Source organism: Pantoea sp. RCC30.1, from assembly GCF_058148845.1.
The window spans coordinates 200,172-220,208 of the sequence record NZ_JBXUHX010000006.1 but is presented as its reverse complement, the minus strand read 5'-3'; the positions used below and the strand labels follow the sequence as shown (position 1 = coordinate 220,208).

The following is a 20,037-nucleotide window of genomic DNA, read 5'->3' as shown; positions in this document are numbered from 1 at the left end:
TAAAGTTACCTTCGAAGAATTCGATGTTGCCCTCATCCTGATAATCCAGAATGTGCGTGGCGATACGGTCCAGGAACCAGCGGTCATGCGAGATCACCATGGCACAACCCGGGAACTCCAGCAGGGCGTTTTCCAGCGCGCGCAGGGTTTCAATGTCCAGGTCGTTGGTTGGCTCATCGAGCAGCAGCATGTTGCCGCCAACCTGCAGCAGCTTCGCGAGGTGCAGACGACCACGCTCACCACCCGACAGTTCGCCTACGCGTTTGCCCTGATCGACGCCTTTAAAGTTAAAGCGGCCGACATAGGCGCGGCTTGGCATCTCGGTGTTACCGATGCGCATGATGTCCTGACCGCCGGAAACCTCTTCCCACACGGTTTTGGAATTGTCCATGCTGTCACGGAACTGATCCACGGACGCCAGCTTCACGGTTTCACCCAGTACAATTTCGCCGGAATCAGGTTGTTCCTGACCAGACATCATGCGGAACAGCGTCGATTTACCTGCGCCGTTCGGACCGATAATGCCGACAATCGCGCCTTTCGGTACTGAGAACGAGAGATCGTCAATCAGCACACGGTCGCCATAGGACTTACGCAGATTGCTGACTTCCAGCACTTTGTCACCCAGACGGGCGCCTGGCGGAATGAACAGTTCGTTGGTTTCGTTACGCTTCTGGTAGTCGGTGTTGTTCAGCTCTTCAAAGCGTGCCAGACGGGCTTTGCCTTTAGACTGCTGGCCTTTTGGCCCTTTGCGCACCCACTCCAGCTCTTTCTCAATCGACTTACGACGCGCGGCTTCAGAAGAGGCTTCCTGCGCCAGACGCGCATCTTTCTGCTCCAGCCAGGAGGAGTAGTTGCCTTCCCACGGAATACCTTCACCGCGGTCAAGTTCCAGAATCCAGCCTGCGACGTTATCCAGGAAGTAACGGTCGTGCGTAATCGCGACGACGGTGCCTTCGAAGTCATGCAGGAAGCGCTCCAGCCAGGCGACAGATTCGGCGTCCAGGTGGTTCGTGGGTTCGTCCAGCAGCAGCATGTCTGGTTTTTCCAGCAGCAGGCGGCACAGGGCGACGCGGCGACGTTCACCACCGGAAAGGGTCGCGATTTTCGCGTCCCAGTCTGGCAGGCGCAGCGCATCCGCAGCACGTTCCAGCTGGGTATTCAGGTTGTGACCATCGTGCGCCTGGATGATTTCTTCCAGACGGCCCTGCTCAGCGGCCAGCTTATCGAAGTCTGCATCCTCTTCGGCATAAAGCGCATAGACTTCGTCGAGACGTTTCAGTGCGCCAACCACTTCTGACAGCGCTTCTTCAACCGACTCGCGCACGGTGTGTTCAAGGTTAAGCTGCGGCTCCTGCGGCAGGTAGCCAATCTTGAGGCCTGGCTGCGGACGCGCTTCCCCTTCGATATCTTTATCGATGCCGGCCATGATGCGCAGCAGGGTAGATTTACCCGCGCCATTCAGACCGAGTACGCCGATTTTTGCGCCGGGGAAGAAGCTGAGGGAGATGTTTTTCAGGATATGTCGCTTCGGCGGAACCACTTTGCCGACGCGATGCATGCTATAGACGAATTGAGCCACGTTGGTTTGAGCCTCTGGGTCTGTTGGTCGTTGGAATGATGTCGAAGTTTAGCCTTTTTCACCGTTTAATCCCAGCCGGGGGGCGGCGAATAATGCCCTGGAGGAGGTGATGCCGGACAACGTGTGGGATAACTGGCTGATTTCCGCACTCAATCGCAGACAATACGTCAGAGGCAGGCCTCAGGGCAGGCGAAGCGGTATCGCCTGCTGCGCCAGCCAGTTCTGCAACGCCTGATCGGGCGCACTGTCACTCACCAGCAGATCAAAGCGCTGCAGCCCGGCGATGCGGGCCGGCAGCACTTTGCCATATTTACTGCTGTCAGCCACCAGCACGCACGATCGGGCGCGCAGCATAGCGTGATGTTTCATCATCAGCTCATTGGTGTTGTAGCAGGTCGCACCCTGATCTTTGTCGATGCCTGCGGCAGAGATAAAGGCCAGCGTCGGACAGAGATCGTCAAGGAGGGTATGCACGCCAATCGGCGTAAACAGCGCATTGTCGGCATGAAACTCACCGCCGCTGAGGATGACGTTACAGGCCGGTTTCTCTTTCAGGGCCAGAAAGGTATTCATGGCACAGCAGATGGCGGTAAACGACAGGGTGTCGGGAATCGCATCAACGATGTAGGGCAGGGTGGTGCCGCAATCAAAGAAAATCGTATCGTTCTCGTTGATCAGGCTGGCCGCCGTCTGCGCCAGGCGCTGCTTTCTGGCGGCATTCTGCCCATGCTGATCGCTGACAAAATAGTGGCCGGCATGGCTTTTCGGGTCGCTGACGATGTAGCCACCCAGCAGGACCACACTGGAACCCGGCTCGGTTAAATCGCGGCGAACCGTCATCTCTGAGACACCCAGCAGCTGGGCCGCATCTTTCAGATGCAGTTTGTCGGTGCGTTTTAGCGCCTGCGTCAGCTTGTGAATGCGTTCGTCGCGCCGGGTTTCCATGGTCATCTCTGTTTACCTATCCTGCAGTGCGGAGGAAAGACGCCAGAACCGGCGTCAATACGCTACAAACCTTACAGATTTTAATGAGTTGCGTCTCATCCGCCAGGCTGGCAGTCAATCTTACCCGCAATCTGTCAGGGCCGCAAACCTCCGCCGTGCGGTGATAACGGCCCATCCTCACAGGCGAGCACGTCTCTCAGCCGCCACGGTCCATGATGTTATCTTGTTATAATAGTAACACTTTCGATCTCCATCCATGCCAGTTTCCGCCTATTCGCACCGCTTCAGGATGTGGTTTTTGTCACATATTTAACCTTTAAGAAAGGTTATTGTTACTTTAATAACATTTGAACTGTGAAAAACATCCGGGAGTTCTGTCATGACAATTGCGGTCATCGGCTCAAACATGGTCGATCTGATTACCTATACCAACAGCCTGCCTAAAGCGGGTGAAACCCTGGAGGCGCCCGACTTTGCCATTGGCTGCGGTGGTAAAGGCGCTAACCAGGCGGTTGCGGCCGCGAAAATGGGTGGCAGCGTGATGATGGTGAGCAAGGTCGGCGACGATCTCTTTGCTCCCAATACCGTGGCTAACCTGCAGCAGCAGGGCGTGGACACGCGCTTTGTTACCACCGCACCGGGCACCTCCAGCGGCGTGGCACCGATTTTTGTCGATGACCAGTCGCAGAACCGCATTCTGATTATCAAAGGCGCCAACCAGCAGCTGAAACCGGCAGATATTGACGATGCGGCAGAGGCGCTGAAAGCCTGTGAGCTGATCATCCTGCAACTGGAGATTCCGCTGGAGACGGTCTATTACGCTATCGATTTTGCCTGCCAGCATCAGATCAAAGTGATCCTGAATCCGGCCCCGGCCGTTGCCTCGCTTGATATTGATTACGCCTGTAAATGCGACTTCTTTATGCCGAACGAAACCGAGCTGGAGATTCTCACCGGCCTGCCGATCAGCACCGATGAAGAGGTGAGCCTCGCCGGGCAGTCGCTGCTGAAGCGCGGTCTTAAAAATCTCATCATTACTCTGGGCAGCCGGGGATCGGTCTGGATGAGCGGCGACCAGGTGCATCGCGTGGCCGCGACACCGGTTCAGGCGGTCGATACCAGCGGCGCAGGTGATGCCTTTATCGGCTGTTTTGCGTATCTGCTGGTGAAAACCGGCGATGTGGCCGCAGCCATGACTCAGGCTTCTGCTTATGCCGCCTGTAGCGTCACCGGGCGCGGTACGCAGCGCGCTTATCCCGACGCAGAGGCGTTTCAGCGTTTTCTCAACCGTAACTGAGGTTCTGCTATGCAACAGAAAATTGTTCAGCAATCTGATGGCTATCTGAATAAAACGCCGCTGTTCCAGTTCATTCTGCTGTCGTGCCTCTTCCCACTGTGGGGCTGTGCGGCGAGTCTCAACGATATTCTGATCACCCAGTTTAAAAGCGTGTTCGCCCTGAGCGACTTTGCCAGTGCGCTGGTGCAGAGCGCCTTTTATGGCGGCTATTTTCTGATTGCGATCCCCGCCTCGCTGGTGATCCGCAAAACCAGTTACAAGATGGCGATTATGATCGGCCTGGCGCTCTACATTGCTGGCTGTATCGCCTTTTATCCCGCTTCGCACATGGCGACCTACACCATGTTCCTCGCGGCGATCTTTGCCATCGCCATCGGCCTGAGTTTCCTGGAAACTGCGGCCAACACCTACAGTTCGATGATTGGTCATCGTGACCATGCCACGCTGCGCCTCAACGTCAGCCAGACCTTCTACCCGATTGGTGCGCTGATGGGGATCGTGCTGGGTAAATATCTGGTGTTCCAGGATGGCGATAGCCTGGAGAGTCAGATGTCGACCATGACGGCAGAGCAGGCGCATGCCTTCCGCCTGACGATGCTGGAGCACACGCTGGAGCCTTACAAATATCTGGTGATGGTGCTGGTGGTCGTGATGCTGCTGTTTATGTTCACCCGCTATCCGCGCTGCAAACCTGAGAGTAATGAGAAATCCCGGCCGTCACTGGGCGAGACCTTCCGCTATCTGGCTGGCAACCGACACTTTAAACGCGGAATTGTAACCCAGTTCCTCTATGTCGGCATGCAGGTGGCGGTCTGGTCGTTTACCATTCGTCTGGCGCTGACGCTGGGAGCGACGAATGAACGTCACGCCTCGAACTTTATGATCTACAGCTTCGTCTGCTTCTTTATCGGCAAGTTCGTGGCGAACTTCCTGATGACCCGTTTCCGTGCCGAAAAGGTACTGATCGCCTATTCGGTGCTGGGTGTGATGACGCTGGCCTATGTGATGCTGGTGCCGAATTTTACCGCCGTCTACGCCGCCGTCTTTGTCAGCGTGCTATTTGGTCCCTGCTGGGCAACGATCTACGCCGGCACGCTGGCGACGGTCGATAATAAATACACTGAAGTGGCTGGCGCTTTTATCGTGATGGCGATTGTCGGCGCGGCCTTTGTCCCGGCGTTGCAAGGCCTGGTGTCTGACTCGCTGGGTTCAATGCAGCTGGCGTTTGGCGTCTCACTGCTCTGTTTCGCCTGGGTCGGATTCTACTTCTATGGCGAACTGCGTCATAAAAAACAGCCGGTTGTCGCTGGTCGTCTGGTGGAGGAATTACCATGAAAACCCGTTTACCCTTAGCGCGTGACCAGTTTCACGCCACGCCGTGGGTGCTGTTAGAGAGCGATGACTTCCGGGTTGAGCTGTTTCGCTATCCGGCGGGCATCGAGGCGGTGCGGATTCACAACCGGCGCGGCAGTGTGACCGTGCTGCCATTTCTCGGACAGATGATCTGGGACGTGCAGTTCGACGATCACAACCTGACCATGGGCCACAGTTTTAAACAGCCGCTGCCCGCAAATTCCATCATCGACACCTATGGCTGTTTTGCGTTTCATTCGGGACTGCTGGCGAACGGCTGCCCCGCGCCAGAGGATGTTCATCCGCTACACGGTGAGATGGCCTGCGCCCGTATGGATAGTGCCTGGCTGGTGCTGGACGATCAGACGCTGTCGCTGGAAGGGGAGTGTGAATATGTTAAAGGCTTCGGCCATCACTACCTTGCGGTACCCGCCGTTCGCATTCAGGCCGATCGGCCCCGGCTGACGATAGAGATGACGGTGACCAATCTGGCGGGAGCACCGATGCCGTTGCAGTATATGTGTCACCTCAACAGCGCGTGGATCGATCAGGGACGTTTCCGACAGTCGATCCCCGAAGGGGCATTTCAGTTGCGACGCTCGATTCCGGCGCACCTGCGACCGACGCCAGCCTGGCGGGATTACACGGATCAACTGGCGCACGATCCGCAGGCGTTACAGCAGCTCGATCAGCCACAGCTTTGCGATCCGGAGATCGTCTTCTTCGCGGACAATCTGCCGCAGTATGGCGATGACGTGCAGTTTGAGCTGCATTCACCGCTGGGGTATGCGCTGATGACGCGCTTCTCTACCGCGCAATTCCCACACGCGACCCGCTGGCTGCTGCACAACCATGACCAGCAGGTGGCGGCCTACATTCTGCCCGCCACCTGTCGGCCAGAGGGCTTTCTTGCCGCGCAGCAGGCCGGTACGCTGATCACTCTGACAAGCGGCGAACAGCGACACTTCTCTGTCGAAACCGGCTTGCTCTGAGCCGGGCCTAAATCGCGACCAGGCCGCGCACACCCTCTGCTTCCATGGTGTCGCCGCGGCCACGCTGCACGATCTCCCCACGCGACATCACCAGATAGCTGTCCGCCAGCTCCGCCGCGAAGTCATAAAACTGCTCAACCAGCAGGATCGCCATATCTCCCCGCTGCGCCAGCTGGCGGATCACCGCGCCGATCTCTTTGATCACCGAAGGCTGGATCCCTTCTGTCGGCTCATCGAGGATCAGCAGCTGTGGCCGGCAGGCCAGCGCCCGGCCGATCGCCAGCTGCTGCTGCTGACCGCCAGAGAGATCGCCGCCGCGGCGTGACTTCATCGCCAGCAGCACCGGGAAGAGCTGATAAATTTCCTCCGGCACTTCACGCGCCTGCGCAGCCGGAAAGCGCGACAGGCCCATCAACAGGTTCTCTTCCACCGTCAGACGTGGAAAAATTTCCCGCCCCTGTGGCACATAGGCAATGCCAGCCTGCACCCGCTGGTGCGGCTTGCGGCCATTCATGCGCTGCTGCTGCCACTGAATCTCTCCTGACTTTGCCGGGATCAAGCCCATCAGGCACTTCAGCAGCGTGGTTTTTCCCACGCCATTGCGTCCCAGCAGACAGGTGATTTCACCAATCTTCACCTCAAACGACAGGCCGCGCAGAATGTGACTGCCGCCATAATATTGATTCAGTTCAGTAACCTGTAACATCTCAGCGCCCCAGATAAACGTCGATAACCTGCTCGTTGGCCTGAACCTCGCGTAGCGAACCCTCGGCCAGTATCTGTCCCTGATGCAGCACGGTGACATGGTCGGCGATGGTCTCGACAAAGCCCATATCATGCTCCACTACCATCAGTGAATGTTTGCCCGCCAGGCTGCGGAACAGCTCGGCGGTATAGTCCGTCTCTGCGTCGGTCATGCCTGCCGCCGGTTCATCCAGCAGCAGCAGATGCGGCTCCTGCACCAGCAGCATGCCAATCTCCAGAAACTGCTTCTGGCCGTGCGATAACAGGCCTGCGCGACGCTGTCGTTCGCCGCCCAGTCGCAGCAGCTTCAGTACTTCATCAATCCGATCGCACTGTTCGCTGCTGAGACGGGCGCGCAGGCAGGCCCAGACCGATTTATCGGCTTTGAGCGCGATTTCCAGATTTTCGGACACGGTTAATGCCTCAAACACCGTGGGCTTCTGAAACTTACGGCCAATTCCAGCGCGGGCGATCTCTACCGGTGAAAGACGGATCAGATCGCTGTCCTGGTCGTAGATCACCCGGCCAGCGTCAGGACGCGTTTTGCCGGTGATCACATCCATCAGCGTGGTTTTGCCCGCGCCGTTGGGGCCGATCACGCAGCGCAGTTCACCGACGCCGATCTGCAGCGAAAGATCGGTCAGCGCTCGGAAGCCGTCAAACGACACGCTGATCTTCTCCAGTTGCAGCACCGGATCGCGCTGCTCCCGGTGGCGATCCGCCCGCTGGGGTTGGGTAAACAGGGCATCACTCATTTATTCCTCCGGCGCAGCAGGCCAATGACGCCGTGCGGCAGAAACAGCGTGACCAGGATGAACATCAGTCCCAGGAAAAAGAGCCAGTATTCGGGGAAGGCAACGGTGAAGAAGCTGCGTGCGCCGTTCACAATCGCCGCGCCCAGCAGCGGGCCAATCAGCGTGCCGCGTCCGCCCAGCGCCACCCAGATCGCCGCTTCAATCGAGTTAGCCGGTGACATCTCGCCCGGATTGATAATGCCCACCTGCGGCACATAGAGCGCCCCGGCCAGGCCGCATAGCACGGCGGAGAGCGTCCAGACAAACAGCTTGAAGCCGCGCGGGTCGTACCCACAGAACATCAGGCGGTTTTCGGCATCCCGCACCGCGGTCAGCACCCGACCAAACTTGCTGCGCGCCAGGGCGAAGCCGATCACCAGGCTCAGCAGCAACAGCAGTACCGTGGCGATAAACAGCCCGATACGGGTGCCGGTCGCGGTCACCGAAAAGCCGAGCAGGGTAGTAAAGCCGGTGAAGCCATTGTTGCCGCCAAACCCGGTTTCGTTGCGGAAGAACAGCAGCATCCCGGCATAGGTCAGCGCCTGGGTCATGATGGAGAAGTAGACGCCTTTGATCTTCGAGCGAAAGGCGAAGAAGCCAAACACCAGCGCCAGCAGGCCCGGCACCAGCATACTCAGGCAGAGCGCCCAGGCGAAATATTCGGTGCCGGTCCAGAACCAGGGCAGCTCACGCCAGGAGAGAAAGGACATAAAGGCGGGTAAACCCTCACCGGCGGCCTGGCGCATCAGGTACATGCCCATGGCGTAGCCGCCGAGAGCAAAGAACAGGCCATGGCCCAGCGACAGCAGTCCGGCGTAGCCCCACACCAGATCCAGCGCTACCGCGACCACCGCATAGCAGAGGATTTTGCCGACCAGCGTCAGGGTATAAGTGGAGATCGCCAGCGGATGTGTGGCGGGCAGCAGCGCCAGAAACGGCATCACCAGTAACGCCAGGGTGATCGCCAGGCCGATGCTGATCGTCAGGCGCGGTGCGGTGCGCGCCACACGAAGCGTAATGGGTTGCGTCATCAGTCAGTCACCCTTCCTTTTACCGCAAACAGTCCCTGCGGACGTTTCTGAATAAACAGCACAATAATCACCAGTATCAGGATCTTACCCAGCACCGCGCCAATCTGCGGCTCCAGCACTTTGTTCAGAATGCCCAGGCTGAATGCAGCAACGACGGTGCCCGCTAGCTGGCCGACACCTCCCAGCACCACCACCAGGAAAGAGTCGATGATGTAGCCCTGGCCCAGCTCGGGCCCGACGTTACCCAGTTGCGACAGCGCCACGCCGCCCAGCCCGGCAATCCCCGAGCCGAGGCCAAACGCCAGCATATCCACGCGCCCGGTTGGCACGCCGCAGCACTCCGCCATGGCGCGGTTCTGGGTCACGGCGCGCACATTCATGCCAAGGCGGGTCCGGTTGAGTAGCAGCCAGGTAAGCGCCAGCACAAACACCACAAACAGGATTACCGCGATGCGGTTCCACGGCAGCACCAGATTGGGCAATAGCTGTAAACCTCCGGAGAGCCACGACGGATTCGCCACCTCCAGGTTTTGCGCCCCGAACAGCACCCGCACCAGCTGGATCAGCATCAGGCTGATTCCCCATGTGGCAAGCAGCGTCTCCAGCGGACGGCCATAGAGATGGCGGATGATGGTGCGTTCCAGCGCCATGCCGATGGCGGCGGTGACCATAAAGGCGACTGGCAGCGCCAGCAGTGGATACCAGGCTAAATAGTCCGGTGCAAACTGCTGAAACTGGCTCTGTACCCACCAGGTGGCGTACGCGCCCAGCATCAGCATTTCACCGTGCGCCATGTTGATCACCCCCAGCAGACCATAGGTGATCGCCAGGCCCAGTGCGGCCAGCAGCAGGATGGAGCCCAGGGACAGGCCGCTAAACGCCTGCCCCAGCAGATCGCCCCACATCAGCCGCTTCTGAATCTGCTGCAGGCTCTCCGCCGCTGCCGCACGCACAGTGGCGTCCGGCTCATTCGCAGGCTGAGTCAGGCGTTGCAGGCTGGCCTGCGTATTGGGATCGCTGGACTCGCCCAGCAGTTTCACCGCCCGCAGGCGCACCATCGGCTCGCCATCCGCCAGTTGCAGATTCGCCAGCGCCAGCGCTAATGCGGCGTGAACGCGGCTATCCTGCTCGGCGGCCAGACGCTGTTCAAGCAGCGGCAACTGGTCGGCGGCACCCTCATTTTGCAGCTGCTGCGCCGCGCGCAGACGCAGGGTGGCATCACTGCTCACCAGCTGGTGGGCGGCCAGCGCGTTATTAACCAGCACGCGCAGGCGATTGTTCATAAAAAGCTTTTTCAGGTTACCCGTGGGTTTTGCCACCGTATCCAGCGGCTGCAGCGTCGAACCCTGCTGGCTGAACGGCTGTTTTTTCTTGTCGATGACCACGGTTTCGGCATTCAGTGCTTCCAGCAGCGGCAGCCGATGACTGTCCGGCGCGGCGGCCCACTGTTGCAGCAGCGTGGCCTGCTGGCTGCGGCTGGCGGCGGCAAAGTCTGCCGCCGATCCGGCGCTGGCAAACAGCGGCAGCAGCAGGAGCAGGCTGAAAAAGCAGCGACATAAATTCATAAAAGGAGCCTCGTTTGGGGAGGTCAGCACGGCAGCCTGAAGAGCGCTGCCGTGCTGCCGCTTCACAGCGGGTGACGCTGTGTCATCAGCAACGTGCGATTACTGCGCGGTCTTCACCGGGTGATCGGGCTTCTTGTCGTTACCAGCAATGTACGGGCTCCACGGCTGCGCACGAACTGGCTTATCTGTCTGCCACACCACGCTGAACTGGCCGTTCTCTTCCACTTCACCAATCATGACCGGTTTATGCAGATGATGGTTGGTCTGGTCCATGGTCAGGGTAAAGCCATCCGGCGCGTTGAAGGTCTGACCGGCCATCGCCGCTCGTACTTTGTCTGCGTCCGTCGTGCCCGCTTTTTCCACCGCCTGCGCCCACATATGGATGCCGACATAGGTCGCTTCCATCGGGTCGTTGGTGACAACGGTGGCGGCGTTCGGCAGGTTGTGTGCTTTGGCGTAAGCGCGGTAATCGGCGACGAATTTCGCGTTGGTCGGATTATCGATCGACTCGAAATAGTTCCAGGCCGCTAACTGACCCACCAGGGGTTTGGTGTCGATGCCGCGCAGCTCCTCTTCGCCCACCGAGAAGGCGACCACCGGAATGTCAGTGGCTTTGATGCCCTGGTTCGCCAGCTCTTTGTAGAACGGCACATTGGAGTCGCCGTTGATGGTCGAAACTACCGCGGTTTTACCGCCTGTCGCGAATTTTTTGATGTTGGAGACAATGGTCTGATAGTCGCTGTAACCAAACGGCGTGTAGACCTCTTCGATATCTTTATCCGCTACGCCTTTGCTGTGCAGGAAGGCACGCAGGATCTTGTTGGTGGTGCGCGGATAGACGTAGTCGGTGCCCAGCAGGAAGAAGCGTTTGGCGCTGCCGCCATCTTCGCTCATCAGGTATTCCACTGCCGGAATCGCCTGCTGGTTAGGCGCAGCGCCGGTGTAGAAGACGTTGGGTGACATCTCTTCCCCTTCATACTGCACCGGATAGAACAGCAGGCCGTTCAGCTCCTCAAACACCGGCAGCACGGATTTGCGTGACACCGAGGTCCAGCAGCCAAATACCACCGCCGCTTTATCCTGGGTCAGCAGCTGCCGCGCTTTCTCGGCAAACAGCGGCCAGTTAGAGGCGGGATCGACCACCACTGGCTCCAGCTTTTTCCCCAGCACACCCCCTTTGGCGTTGATCTCATCAATAGTCATCAGCGCCACATCTTTCAGCGGCGTTTCAGAAATCGCCATGGTGCCGGAGAGCGAATGCATGATCCCCACTTTAATGGTATCAGCCGCCTGCGCACTCCAGGCAAACCCCATACTGACAACGGTAGCGGAGAGGGCGAAAGCTTTGAGCAACGAACGTCTTTTCATCATTTAAACCCCTGAGTGGTTGTTATGTTATTCGGTGAGCTGGAGCCGGGCCTGCTGGAGGCGGTGCAGGGTGATCTTCCTGACCTCCGCCTTACTGACGGCGATGTGATCGGTCAGGATGTGTTGCGCCTCGCCGGTCTGCTGCTGAAAAATCGCCTGTAAAATCTGAGCATGTTCCTGATAGGTCGCACAGATACGGTCGTCGCGGGTGAAGTCGAGCCGACGGATAATGCGGATCTTCTCGGTGAGTTCGGCGTGAATGCGCGCCATCTCCGGGTTGCCCGCGGCCGCGACCAGCGTCATGTGAAACGCTTCGTCATGCTGCGACACCACCAGGCCCTCGGTGAGCGCCTCCGCTTCACACCAGAACTGGTTGAGTTCGTGTAACAGCGCGGCACACTGTGGCGCGGGCAGGGCGCAAAGGCGTTTTACCGCCTCGCACTCCAGCACGGTGCGCAGGTCATACAGCGATTCGAACCAGGCGAAATCGAAGTTTTTAATCTGCCAGCCGCTGCGGAACCACACGTCGACAAAGCCTTCGCGCTCCAGCCGGAACAGCGCCTGGCGTACCGGCGTGCGGCTGACCGCCATCCGTCCGGCGATTTCGCTTTCGCTGAAGCGATCGCCAGGCATCAGGCGAAAGGCGAAAATATCGGCCTTCAGCGCCTGATAGACCCGTTCAGCCAGCGCTTCCGGGCGCGCTTTTGGGGATTGGGGTTGGTTTGTCATCGGCGCTCCTTATTCCAGCCACAGCAGGGCATCGCCAGGACTGACCGGACGGCCCGCCTGACAGGCGATACGCGTCACCCGACCGGCCTGCGGCGCGACAATCGCCAGCTCCATCTTCATCGCCTCGACGATAATCAGCGTCTGTCCGGGGCTGACCTCGTCGCCCGGCTGTACCAGCACTTTCCAGATGTTGCCATTGAGATCGGCCTGCACCGCCAGCCCGCCTTCATCCTCGTCGGCGACGCTGTCAGGCACCTCATCCGCCGCTGGGGCGTTCTGTTCTTCCTGCGCCCAGAGCTGCACTTCCTGTTCAAAGGCGGTGGTCTGGCGCTCGCGAAACGCCGCAATATCAGCCGCGTGGTCGGCGAGGAACTGCTGGTGGGCGGCAAAATCAAACTGCGTTTCTTCAATACGCAGGCTGGCGCGGCCTTCGCGGAAATCTTCGCGCAGCTGGTTCAGCTCGGTTTCACTCACCGGATAGAAGCGCACCTGATCGAAGAAGCGCAGCAGCCACGGCGCATCAGCCGCGAACTGCGGATTTTTCAGGAAAGTGTTCCAGATGGGCAGCGTGCGGCCCACCAGCTGATAGCCGCCGGGCGAATCCATGCCGTAGATGCACATGTACATGCCGCCGATGCCGACGGTGCCTTCGGCAGTAAAGGTGCGGGCCGGACTGTATTTGGAACTCAGCAGGCGATGGCGCGGATCGATCGGTACGGCGCAGGGCGCGCCGAGATAGACATCGCCCAGCCCCAGCACCAGATAGCTGGCGTCGAACAGGGTGTCTCGTACCTCCTCGCGGCTGCTTAAGCCATTAATACGCTGGATAAAGTCCACGTTGTTCGGCAGCCAGGGCGCGCTGGTACGCACCGTCTCCTGGTAGCGGCTGACCGCACCCAGCGTGGCGCTGTCTTCAAACGCCATCGGCATCCACACCACGCGCGACGGGACTTTCAGCGTGCTGACATCGCCCAGCGTCGCCTCCAGCGCCAGCAGCAGCGACATCAGGGCGGACTGATGAATGATGCGGCTGTCGTAGCGCACCTGCAGTGAGCGCACGCCCGGCGACAGCTCCTCCACGCCTGGCTCCGCCTGCGCCGTCAGCGCATTCATCAGCAGGTGCACGCGCAGACGCAGCGCCAGATCCAACACGTTGTCGCCATACTCAATCAGCACATATTTGTCGCCCGCCTGGCGATAGACCACTTTTGGCGTGCTGCCGGTGGCCTCAATGGCGGCCAGAATTGTGGCGGAGCCGTGGGCGGTTTCGGCCAGCGATGGCATGGCAAAGGTTGGCGGATGTTCCGGTCGCAGGGTTTCGATCAGGTGCATCTGCGCTTTTTCACGCGCCAGCGCATCGTCGGCAGTAATCGGGTGGAAGCGGATGGTGTCGCCAGGTTTGACCTGGCCGACTTTCCACAGCTCGGCTTTGGCGATGGTCACCGGACAGACAAAGCCGCCGAGGCTCGGGCCGTCGTGCGTCAGGATCACCGGGAAGTCGCCGGTAAAATTGACCGCGCCGATGGCATATTCACAGTCGTGAACGTTGGAGGGATGCAGGCCCGCTTCGCCACCGTTGGCGCGGGTCCAGGTCGGTTTTGGACCCACCAGCCGCACGCCGAGGCGGTTGGAGTTGTAATGTACCTGCCAGTCGCTGGCAAAGAACGCGTCGATGGCGGCCTGGGTGAAGAAGTCCGGCGCGCCGTGCGGGCCATAAAGCACGCCGATGCGCCATTCGGTGCCGTAGTGGGGAATCAGCGCCGCATCGAGCGGCTGCGGGTCGCTGACCGGGGCCGGCGTGGTGCAGGCTACCCTTTCAGGCCGGGAGATCGCCAGCATATCGGCCACCCGCAGGGTGCGTCCGGCGTGACCGCCAAACTGTCCCAGTGAAAAAGTGCTGCGGCTGCCCAGGTATTCCGGCACGTCGAAGCCGTTGCGCACCGCCAGATAGCTGCGGCAGCCGTGCCGGGCGCGTCCCAGCGCCAGGGTCTGTCCCGCTTTCACCGTCAGCGGCTGCCATGTGCTGACCGGTTCGCCATCAAGCCGGGCGTCGCAGTCCGCACCGGTCAGCGCCAGAATAGCATCACAGTGGAAACGCAGCGTCGGCCCCTGCAAGGTGAACTCCAGGCCTGCGGCCGCCTCATGGTTACCGACGATGCGGTTAGCCAGCCGGAACGCGAAGTCATCCATCGGGCCGGAAGGCGGCACGCCGATATCCCAGTAGCCGAGGCGGCCCGGGTAGTCCTGAACCGAACTGAAAGTGCCGGGTTGCAGCACTTCCACCACGGAGGCGGCAGGGACGACGCTGTCAAGATAGCGCGTCCAGACGTTGCCGCTGCGAAAGGCATCACTGCTGGTAATCTGGCGCAGATAGTCGAGGTTAGTGGCAATGCCATGCAGCTGAGTCGCATCCAGCGCATGATGAAGTTTTTCCAGCGCCGCATCGCGGGTGCCGGCATGCACAATCAGCTTGGCGATCATCGGGTCGTAGAAGCTTGAGACCTCGCTGCCGGTCTCTATGCCGCTGTCGACACGTACACCGTCCGGGAAGCTAACACCCGTTAACCGGCCGGGGCTGGGCTGAAAGTTCTTCAGCGGATCTTCCGCGTAGAGCCGCACTTCAATGGCCGCACCCTGCGGAGCCTGCTGCAGACGTGACCAGTCCACCGCATCGCCCGCCGCCACCTGCAACATGCACTCCACCAGATCGAGTCCGGTGACGCATTCGGTGACCGGATGCTCCACCTGCAGACGGGTGTTCACTTCAAGAAAGTAAAAGGCCTGCTGGCTGACGTCGTAGATATACTCAACGGTGCCTGCGCTGCGGTAGTTGACCCGTTCGCCGAGCCGAACCGCCGAGGCGAGCAGGGCGTCACGCGTCGCCTGCAACAGGCCGGGCGCAGGCGTCTCTTCCACCACCTTCTGATTGCGGCGCTGCAGTGAGCAGTCGCGTTCGCCCAGCGCCACCACTTTGCCTTTGCCATCACCAAAAATCTGCACTTCAACGTGGCGGGCGCGATCGATACAGCGCTCCAGAAACACGCCTGCATCACTGAAGAACTGCTTGCCAAGACGGCGCACGCTCTCCCACGCGCTGGCGAGCGCACCGGCATCGGCGCAGCGCGTCAGGCCAATGCCGCCACCCCCCGCCGTGCTTTTCAGCATTACCGGATAGCCAATCTTATCGGCTGCCTGCAGCGCCTCTTCCAGCGAGGCAAGCAGTGGTGTGCCTGGCGTCATCGGGACACCCGCGCTGGCTGCCAGTTCACGGGCGCGGTGCTTAAGGCCGAACTCACCAATCTGCTGTGCGGTGGGGCCGACAAAGGCGATGCCCGCCGCGTCGCAGGCTTCTGCAAACGGCTGGCTTTCGGAAAGAAATCCGTAGCCGGGCCAGATCGCCTGCGCGCCGCTCTGCTGAGCCGCTGCCAGAATTTTGTCGATGCGCAGATAGCTGTCGCTGGCTTTCTCGCCGCCCAGCGCGATGGCGATATCCGCCTGCTTAACGTGTTGCGCGTTGCGGTCAGCGTCTGAATAGACCGCGACGCTTTTCACGCCGAGGCGCTTCAGGGTCCGAATGGCGCGACAGGCAATTTCGCCGCGGTTGGCAATCAGTACGGTAGTGAACATGATCAGTGACTCCCCTGTGATGCCAGCCAGTTGCGCCAGCCGCCCGTCTCAGTGATTTCCAGCGCGGTTTTCAGCGCTGAGCCTTCGCAGATAAAGCCTTTAACAACGCGGCCATCGGCCAGTGTCAGGCTGCCGATGCCCAGCGGGGCGGGAATCTCTGCCACAAACTCGCCGAAACGGGCCAGCGGGATATCCCACAGCTCCACGGTAATCGCCGCACCCTGTTCGTCACGCATCAGGCCCGGTTTTTTGATCGCGCCCTCCAGCAGGGCGAACAGGCGATAGTGTGGCGCGGTCTTCGTCTCTTCCACCCAGACGGCATTGCGTTCGGTGAGCTGGAAATTAAGCGGCATGCCGGTGAGATGCGCGCCCACTACCGCCAGCCGGACGTGGTCGGGTGAAGCGGGCAGCGTGGCGCGCCGGGTCGGGCATGGCTGGCCGGTCGCGCCCAGCGGCAGGGCGAGCTGCTGCTGCCAGCGAATGCCAAATTCCGCCAGCGCGCGATCGTGCCAGGCGGGTGCAATCAGCGTGATGCCTGCCGGGAGATCGTCGTTGCGGAACGGCGCGGGCAGCGCCAGGGCAGAGAGGTCGGCGAGATTCGTGAAGTTGGTATAGGTGCCGAACTGCGAGTTGAAGTGAATCGGCTCCTGCTTCATCTCCTCCAGGGTATGGATGGTGGGCGAGGTCGGCACCACCAGCGCATCAAACTTTGCCAGCGTCTCCTGAATCTGGCGCGTCAGCCCGGCGCGCAGATACTCGGCTTTATAGGCATCGACCGCGCTGTATTTCAGGCCGCTGGCGACGATCTCATGTACCACCGGGTCCATCTCCGCCGGGCGATCAAGCATTCCGCCTACCGCCGCGGTGCGTTCGGCGACCCAGGCGCCGTAATAGAGCTGTTCAGCCAGTTTTCGGAACGGGGTGAAGTCGATAGGGTGCAGCGTCACGCCACCCGCCTGCAACGCTTCCAGAGCCTGATCCCAGGCGGCTTCGGCGGCAGCATCATCAAAAAACTCCGGGTTCAAAGGTACAGCAAAATGGGGATGAACCGGCAGGCTGGCTGGAGCCGTGCGCGGATTGATGCGCGAATAGGCGTCACCGGCATCGTAGCCACCTATGATGCTGGCGACGCTAAACGCATCTTCTGCCGTCAGCGCAAACACCGAAATTGTGTCGTTGAGGCGACAGGCGGGCACTACGCCGCGTGCAGAGAACCAGCCCTTGGTCGGCTTCAGGCCGACAATATTATTAAAGCCCGCCGGAACGCGGCCCGAACCGGCGGTATCGGTGCCGAGTGAAAAGGCGACCAGCCCGCGCGCCAGCACTGACGCCGAGCCGGAGCTGGAGCCGCCACTGACGTAATCAGCGTCAAAGGTATTACTGACCGCGCCAAACGGTGAGCGGGTACCGACCAGGCCGGTCGCGAACTGATCGAGGTTGGTTTTGCCGATGACGACTGCGCCAGCGGCTTTCAGCCGGGCGACGGCAACCGCATCTTCGCTGGCGGTATAGGTAAAGGCGGGGCAGGCGGCACTGGTCGGCCAGCCTGCCACATCGATGTTGTCTTTAACGGCGAAAGGGACACCAAACAGCGGCAGCGAGCCGGGATCACGCTGGTAGTCCGCCAGCAGCGGTTCAATCTGAGCCGCTAACTGTTCCGGTGTCGTCAAATAGATCCAGGCATTATCACGGGTGTCGAGAGCCGCCAGGTGTGCGCTCAGCAGCGCGCTAATCTGTTGCGGAGCCTGCTGATAACGCTGCTGCCAGGCGGTAAGCGTCAGGCCGATGGTTGAAGTCATAGTAAGAATTCCATCTGGTATACAAGATGGAATTCAACAGAGCAAAGGCTGTGCCACTTTTTTAACGCGATGATTCAACAGTTTAATAGGTTCGGTGATAAGATTTTCTGATGATAATTTGCACAACCACAGCGCGTGCGCTGAGCGATGACGGTGCGTTTAATGTCTGTGTGCGTAAATTTTGTGAAGAACATGGCAAGAGTCCGGTGGCCTGGTTAGCATGAAGACTGTCTGGCAACTCGCCGGCCCCAGCAACAGAGGAGATTTACGTGGTGAAGTGGCGTAACTGGATGATAGGGATCTGCCTGGCCGGAACGGTCAGCAGCGCATGGGCCGATTCGCTTGATCAACAACGGCAACGTTATCAACAAATTAAACAGGCCTGGGACAGTAACCAGATGGCCACTGTGGATCAGCTGTTGCCTACGCTACAGGACTATCCGCTCTATCCTTATCTGCAATATCGCCTGCTGGCTCAGGATCTCGATCAGGAAACCACCCTGGCGGTGCAGAACTTTATTCGCCAGTATCCGACGTTGCCTCCAGCGCGATCGCTCAGCACCCGCTTTATCAATGTGCTGGCTTACCGACAGGACTGGCAGGGCGTGCTGAACTTCAGCCCGACCGAACCCAAGCCGGTGCAGGCGCGCTGCAACTGGTATTACGCCAAATGGGCCACCGGTCAGCAGCAGGCCGCGTTTGACGGCGCGAAGCAGATCTGGCTTCGCGGCACGGCGCTGCCTGCGGACTGCGATAAGCTCTTCTCGGTCTGGCAGGCGTCCGGTCAGATTTCGCCTATTACTATCCTGGAACGTATCCGGCTGGCGATGAAAGCCGGTAACGACAGTCTGGTGAGCTATCTGGCGAAGACGCTGCCTGCCGATTATCAGACCATGTCTGACGCGATACAGACCCTGCAGCAGGACCCGTTAACGGTCAGCTCGTTCGCCAGCGCAGTCGGGCCAACCGACTTTACCCGCCAGGCTACGATTTACGCCTTTACGCGTGTGGCGCGGCAGGACATGGAAAATGCCCGCAGCCTGATTCCGATTCTGGTCCGGGCGCAGAAGATGGGGCCGGAAGATGAGCAGGCGCTGAAGGAGATTGTAGTCTGGCGCATGATGGGCAGCGATCTCACGTCTGAACAGGCACGCTGGCGCGATGCGGTAGTGATGAACAGCGAGTCTACCGCGCTGGTGGAACGCCGGGTACGACTGGCACTCTCTCAGCATGACCGACGCGGCCTGAACACCTGGATCGCCCGTCTGCCGCTGGAAGCCAAAGAGAAAGATGAGTGGCAATACTGGCAGGCCGATCTGCTGTTTGAGAAAGATCGTAAAGAGGAAGCCGAAGAGATCCTGCGCAAGCTGATGAAGGAGCGCGGCTTCTATCCGATGGTGGCGGCCCAGCGGCTCGGCGTTGACTACCCGTTGCAGATTGATGAAGCACCGAAGCCTGACAGCGCCACCACCCAGGGACCGGAACTGGCCCGCGTCCGCGAGCTGATGTACTGGGGGCTGGATAACCTGGCACGAAGCGAATGGAGCAATCTGATCGGCAGCCGTACGCACACGCAGCAGCAGATGCTGGCGCGTTACGCCAATGAGCAGGACTGGTGGGATCTCAGCGTGCAGGCGACTATCACCGCCAAAATGTGGGACAGCCTGAAAGAGCGTTTCCCGCTGGCGTGGCAGAGCGTCTATGAGCGCAACACCGAGGTGAAGCAGATCCCGCCAAGCTATGCGATGGCTATTTCGCGTCAGGAGAGCGCCTGGAACCCGAAAGCGCGTTCGCCGGTCGGTGCCAGTGGTCTGATGCAGATTATGCCTGCCACGGCGGCGCATACCGTGAAGATGTACAACATTCCGGGCTACAGCAACACCAGCCAGCTGCTTGATCCGGAAACCAATATCCAGATCGGCACCCAGTATCTGGAATATGTCTATCAGCAGTTTAACCAGAACCGGATTTTCTCCTCTGCGGCCTACAATGCCGGTCCCGGCCGGGTGCGAAGCTGGCTGAAAACCAGTGCGGGCAATCTCGACGCGGTGGCGTTTATTGAGACCATTCCGTTCTCTGAAACGCGCGGCTACGTGAAGAGTGTGCTGGCGTATGACGCCTACTATCGTCACTTCATGGGCAAGCCTGACAAGATCCTGTCAGATGCTGAGTGGAATCGCCGTTACTAGCTGTGCTAAGCTTCCGTACTCT

14 protein-coding genes are annotated in these 20,037 nt (G+C 59.8%); 4 read left to right on the top strand and 10 right to left on the bottom strand.

Going from position 1 to position 20,037, the window contains the following annotated elements:
- Positions 1–1,582 (bottom strand): energy-dependent translational throttle protein EttA (gene ettA, locus AC2LB6_RS08235; protein WP_490093128.1); only part of this gene is annotated, 1,582 nt, incomplete at its 3' end.
- Positions 1,583–1,762: 180 nt separating this feature from the next.
- Entirely contained in the window at positions 1,763–2,527 is a 765-nt protein-coding gene (gene deoR, locus AC2LB6_RS08230; protein WP_490093135.1) for a DNA-binding transcriptional repressor DeoR, read from the bottom strand.
- Between the two features lie 379 nt (positions 2,528–2,906).
- On the opposite strand from deoR, the gene rbsK reads away from it, so the two are divergent.
- Genes rbsK through AC2LB6_RS08215 form a run of 3 tightly spaced genes read left to right on the top strand, consistent with a single transcriptional unit; the run spans position 2,907 to position 6,169 of the window.
- Positions 2,907–3,824 (top strand): ribokinase, encoded by a 918-nt coding sequence (gene rbsK, locus AC2LB6_RS08225; RefSeq protein ID WP_490093127.1) that lies wholly within the window; start codon positions 2,907–2,909, stop codon positions 3,822–3,824.
- 9 nt (positions 3,825–3,833) lie between these two features.
- Complete coding sequence (gene fucP / locus AC2LB6_RS08220; RefSeq protein ID WP_490093126.1) at positions 3,834–5,159, top strand: L-fucose:H+ symporter permease; 1,326 nt, start codon at positions 3,834–3,836, stop codon at positions 5,157–5,159.
- Positions 5,156–6,169 (top strand): aldose 1-epimerase family protein, encoded by a 1,014-nt coding sequence (locus tag AC2LB6_RS08215; protein WP_490093125.1) that lies wholly within the window; start codon positions 5,156–5,158, stop codon positions 6,167–6,169. The genes fucP and AC2LB6_RS08215 overlap by 4 nt, the downstream gene beginning before the upstream one ends.
- A gap of 7 nt (positions 6,170–6,176) precedes the next feature.
- Here the strand turns inward: AC2LB6_RS08215 and urtE are convergent, their stop codons facing one another.
- From urtE to atzF, 8 genes are all read right to left on the bottom strand, one after another.
- Positions 6,177–6,875, bottom strand: a complete 699-nt coding sequence (gene urtE, locus AC2LB6_RS08210; RefSeq protein ID WP_003854882.1) for an urea ABC transporter ATP-binding subunit UrtE — start codon at positions 6,873–6,875, stop codon at positions 6,177–6,179.
- Between the two features lies 1 nt (position 6,876).
- Positions 6,877–7,668, bottom strand: coding sequence for an urea ABC transporter ATP-binding protein UrtD (gene urtD / locus AC2LB6_RS08205; protein WP_490093124.1), 792 nt, complete (start codon positions 7,666–7,668; stop codon positions 6,877–6,879).
- Positions 7,665–8,738, bottom strand: a complete 1,074-nt coding sequence (gene urtC, locus AC2LB6_RS08200) for an urea ABC transporter permease subunit UrtC (RefSeq protein ID WP_490093123.1) — start codon at positions 8,736–8,738, stop codon at positions 7,665–7,667. Before urtC ends, urtD begins: the two co-directional genes overlap by 4 nt.
- Positions 8,738–10,303 (bottom strand): urea ABC transporter permease subunit UrtB, encoded by a 1,566-nt coding sequence (gene urtB, locus AC2LB6_RS08195; RefSeq protein WP_490093122.1) that lies wholly within the window; start codon positions 10,301–10,303, stop codon positions 8,738–8,740. The genes urtC and urtB overlap by 1 nt, the downstream gene beginning before the upstream one ends.
- Positions 10,304–10,402: 99 nt before the next feature.
- Positions 10,403–11,671 (bottom strand): urea ABC transporter substrate-binding protein, encoded by a 1,269-nt coding sequence (urtA, locus tag AC2LB6_RS08190; RefSeq protein ID WP_490093134.1) that lies wholly within the window; start codon positions 11,669–11,671, stop codon positions 10,403–10,405.
- Between the two features lie 27 nt (positions 11,672–11,698).
- Positions 11,699–12,400, bottom strand: coding sequence for a GntR family transcriptional regulator (locus tag AC2LB6_RS08185; protein WP_490093121.1), 702 nt, complete (start codon positions 12,398–12,400; stop codon positions 11,699–11,701).
- A 9-nt stretch (positions 12,401–12,409) separates the two neighbouring features.
- On the bottom strand, positions 12,410–16,027 hold the full coding sequence (gene uca / locus AC2LB6_RS08180) for an urea carboxylase (protein WP_490093120.1): 3,618 nt from the start codon (positions 16,025–16,027) through the stop codon (positions 12,410–12,412).
- 2 nt (positions 16,028–16,029) lie between these two features.
- Positions 16,030–17,826: an allophanate hydrolase gene (gene atzF, locus AC2LB6_RS08175; protein ID WP_490093119.1), complete on the bottom strand. Its 1,797-nt coding sequence runs from the start codon at positions 17,824–17,826 to the stop codon at positions 16,030–16,032.
- Positions 17,827–18,095: 269 nt separating this feature from the next.
- On the opposite strand from atzF, the gene sltY reads away from it, so the two are divergent.
- Entirely contained in the window at positions 18,096–20,015 is a 1,920-nt protein-coding gene (gene sltY / locus AC2LB6_RS08170) for a murein transglycosylase (protein WP_490093118.1), read from the top strand.
- Positions 20,016–20,037 lie beyond the last annotated feature (22 nt).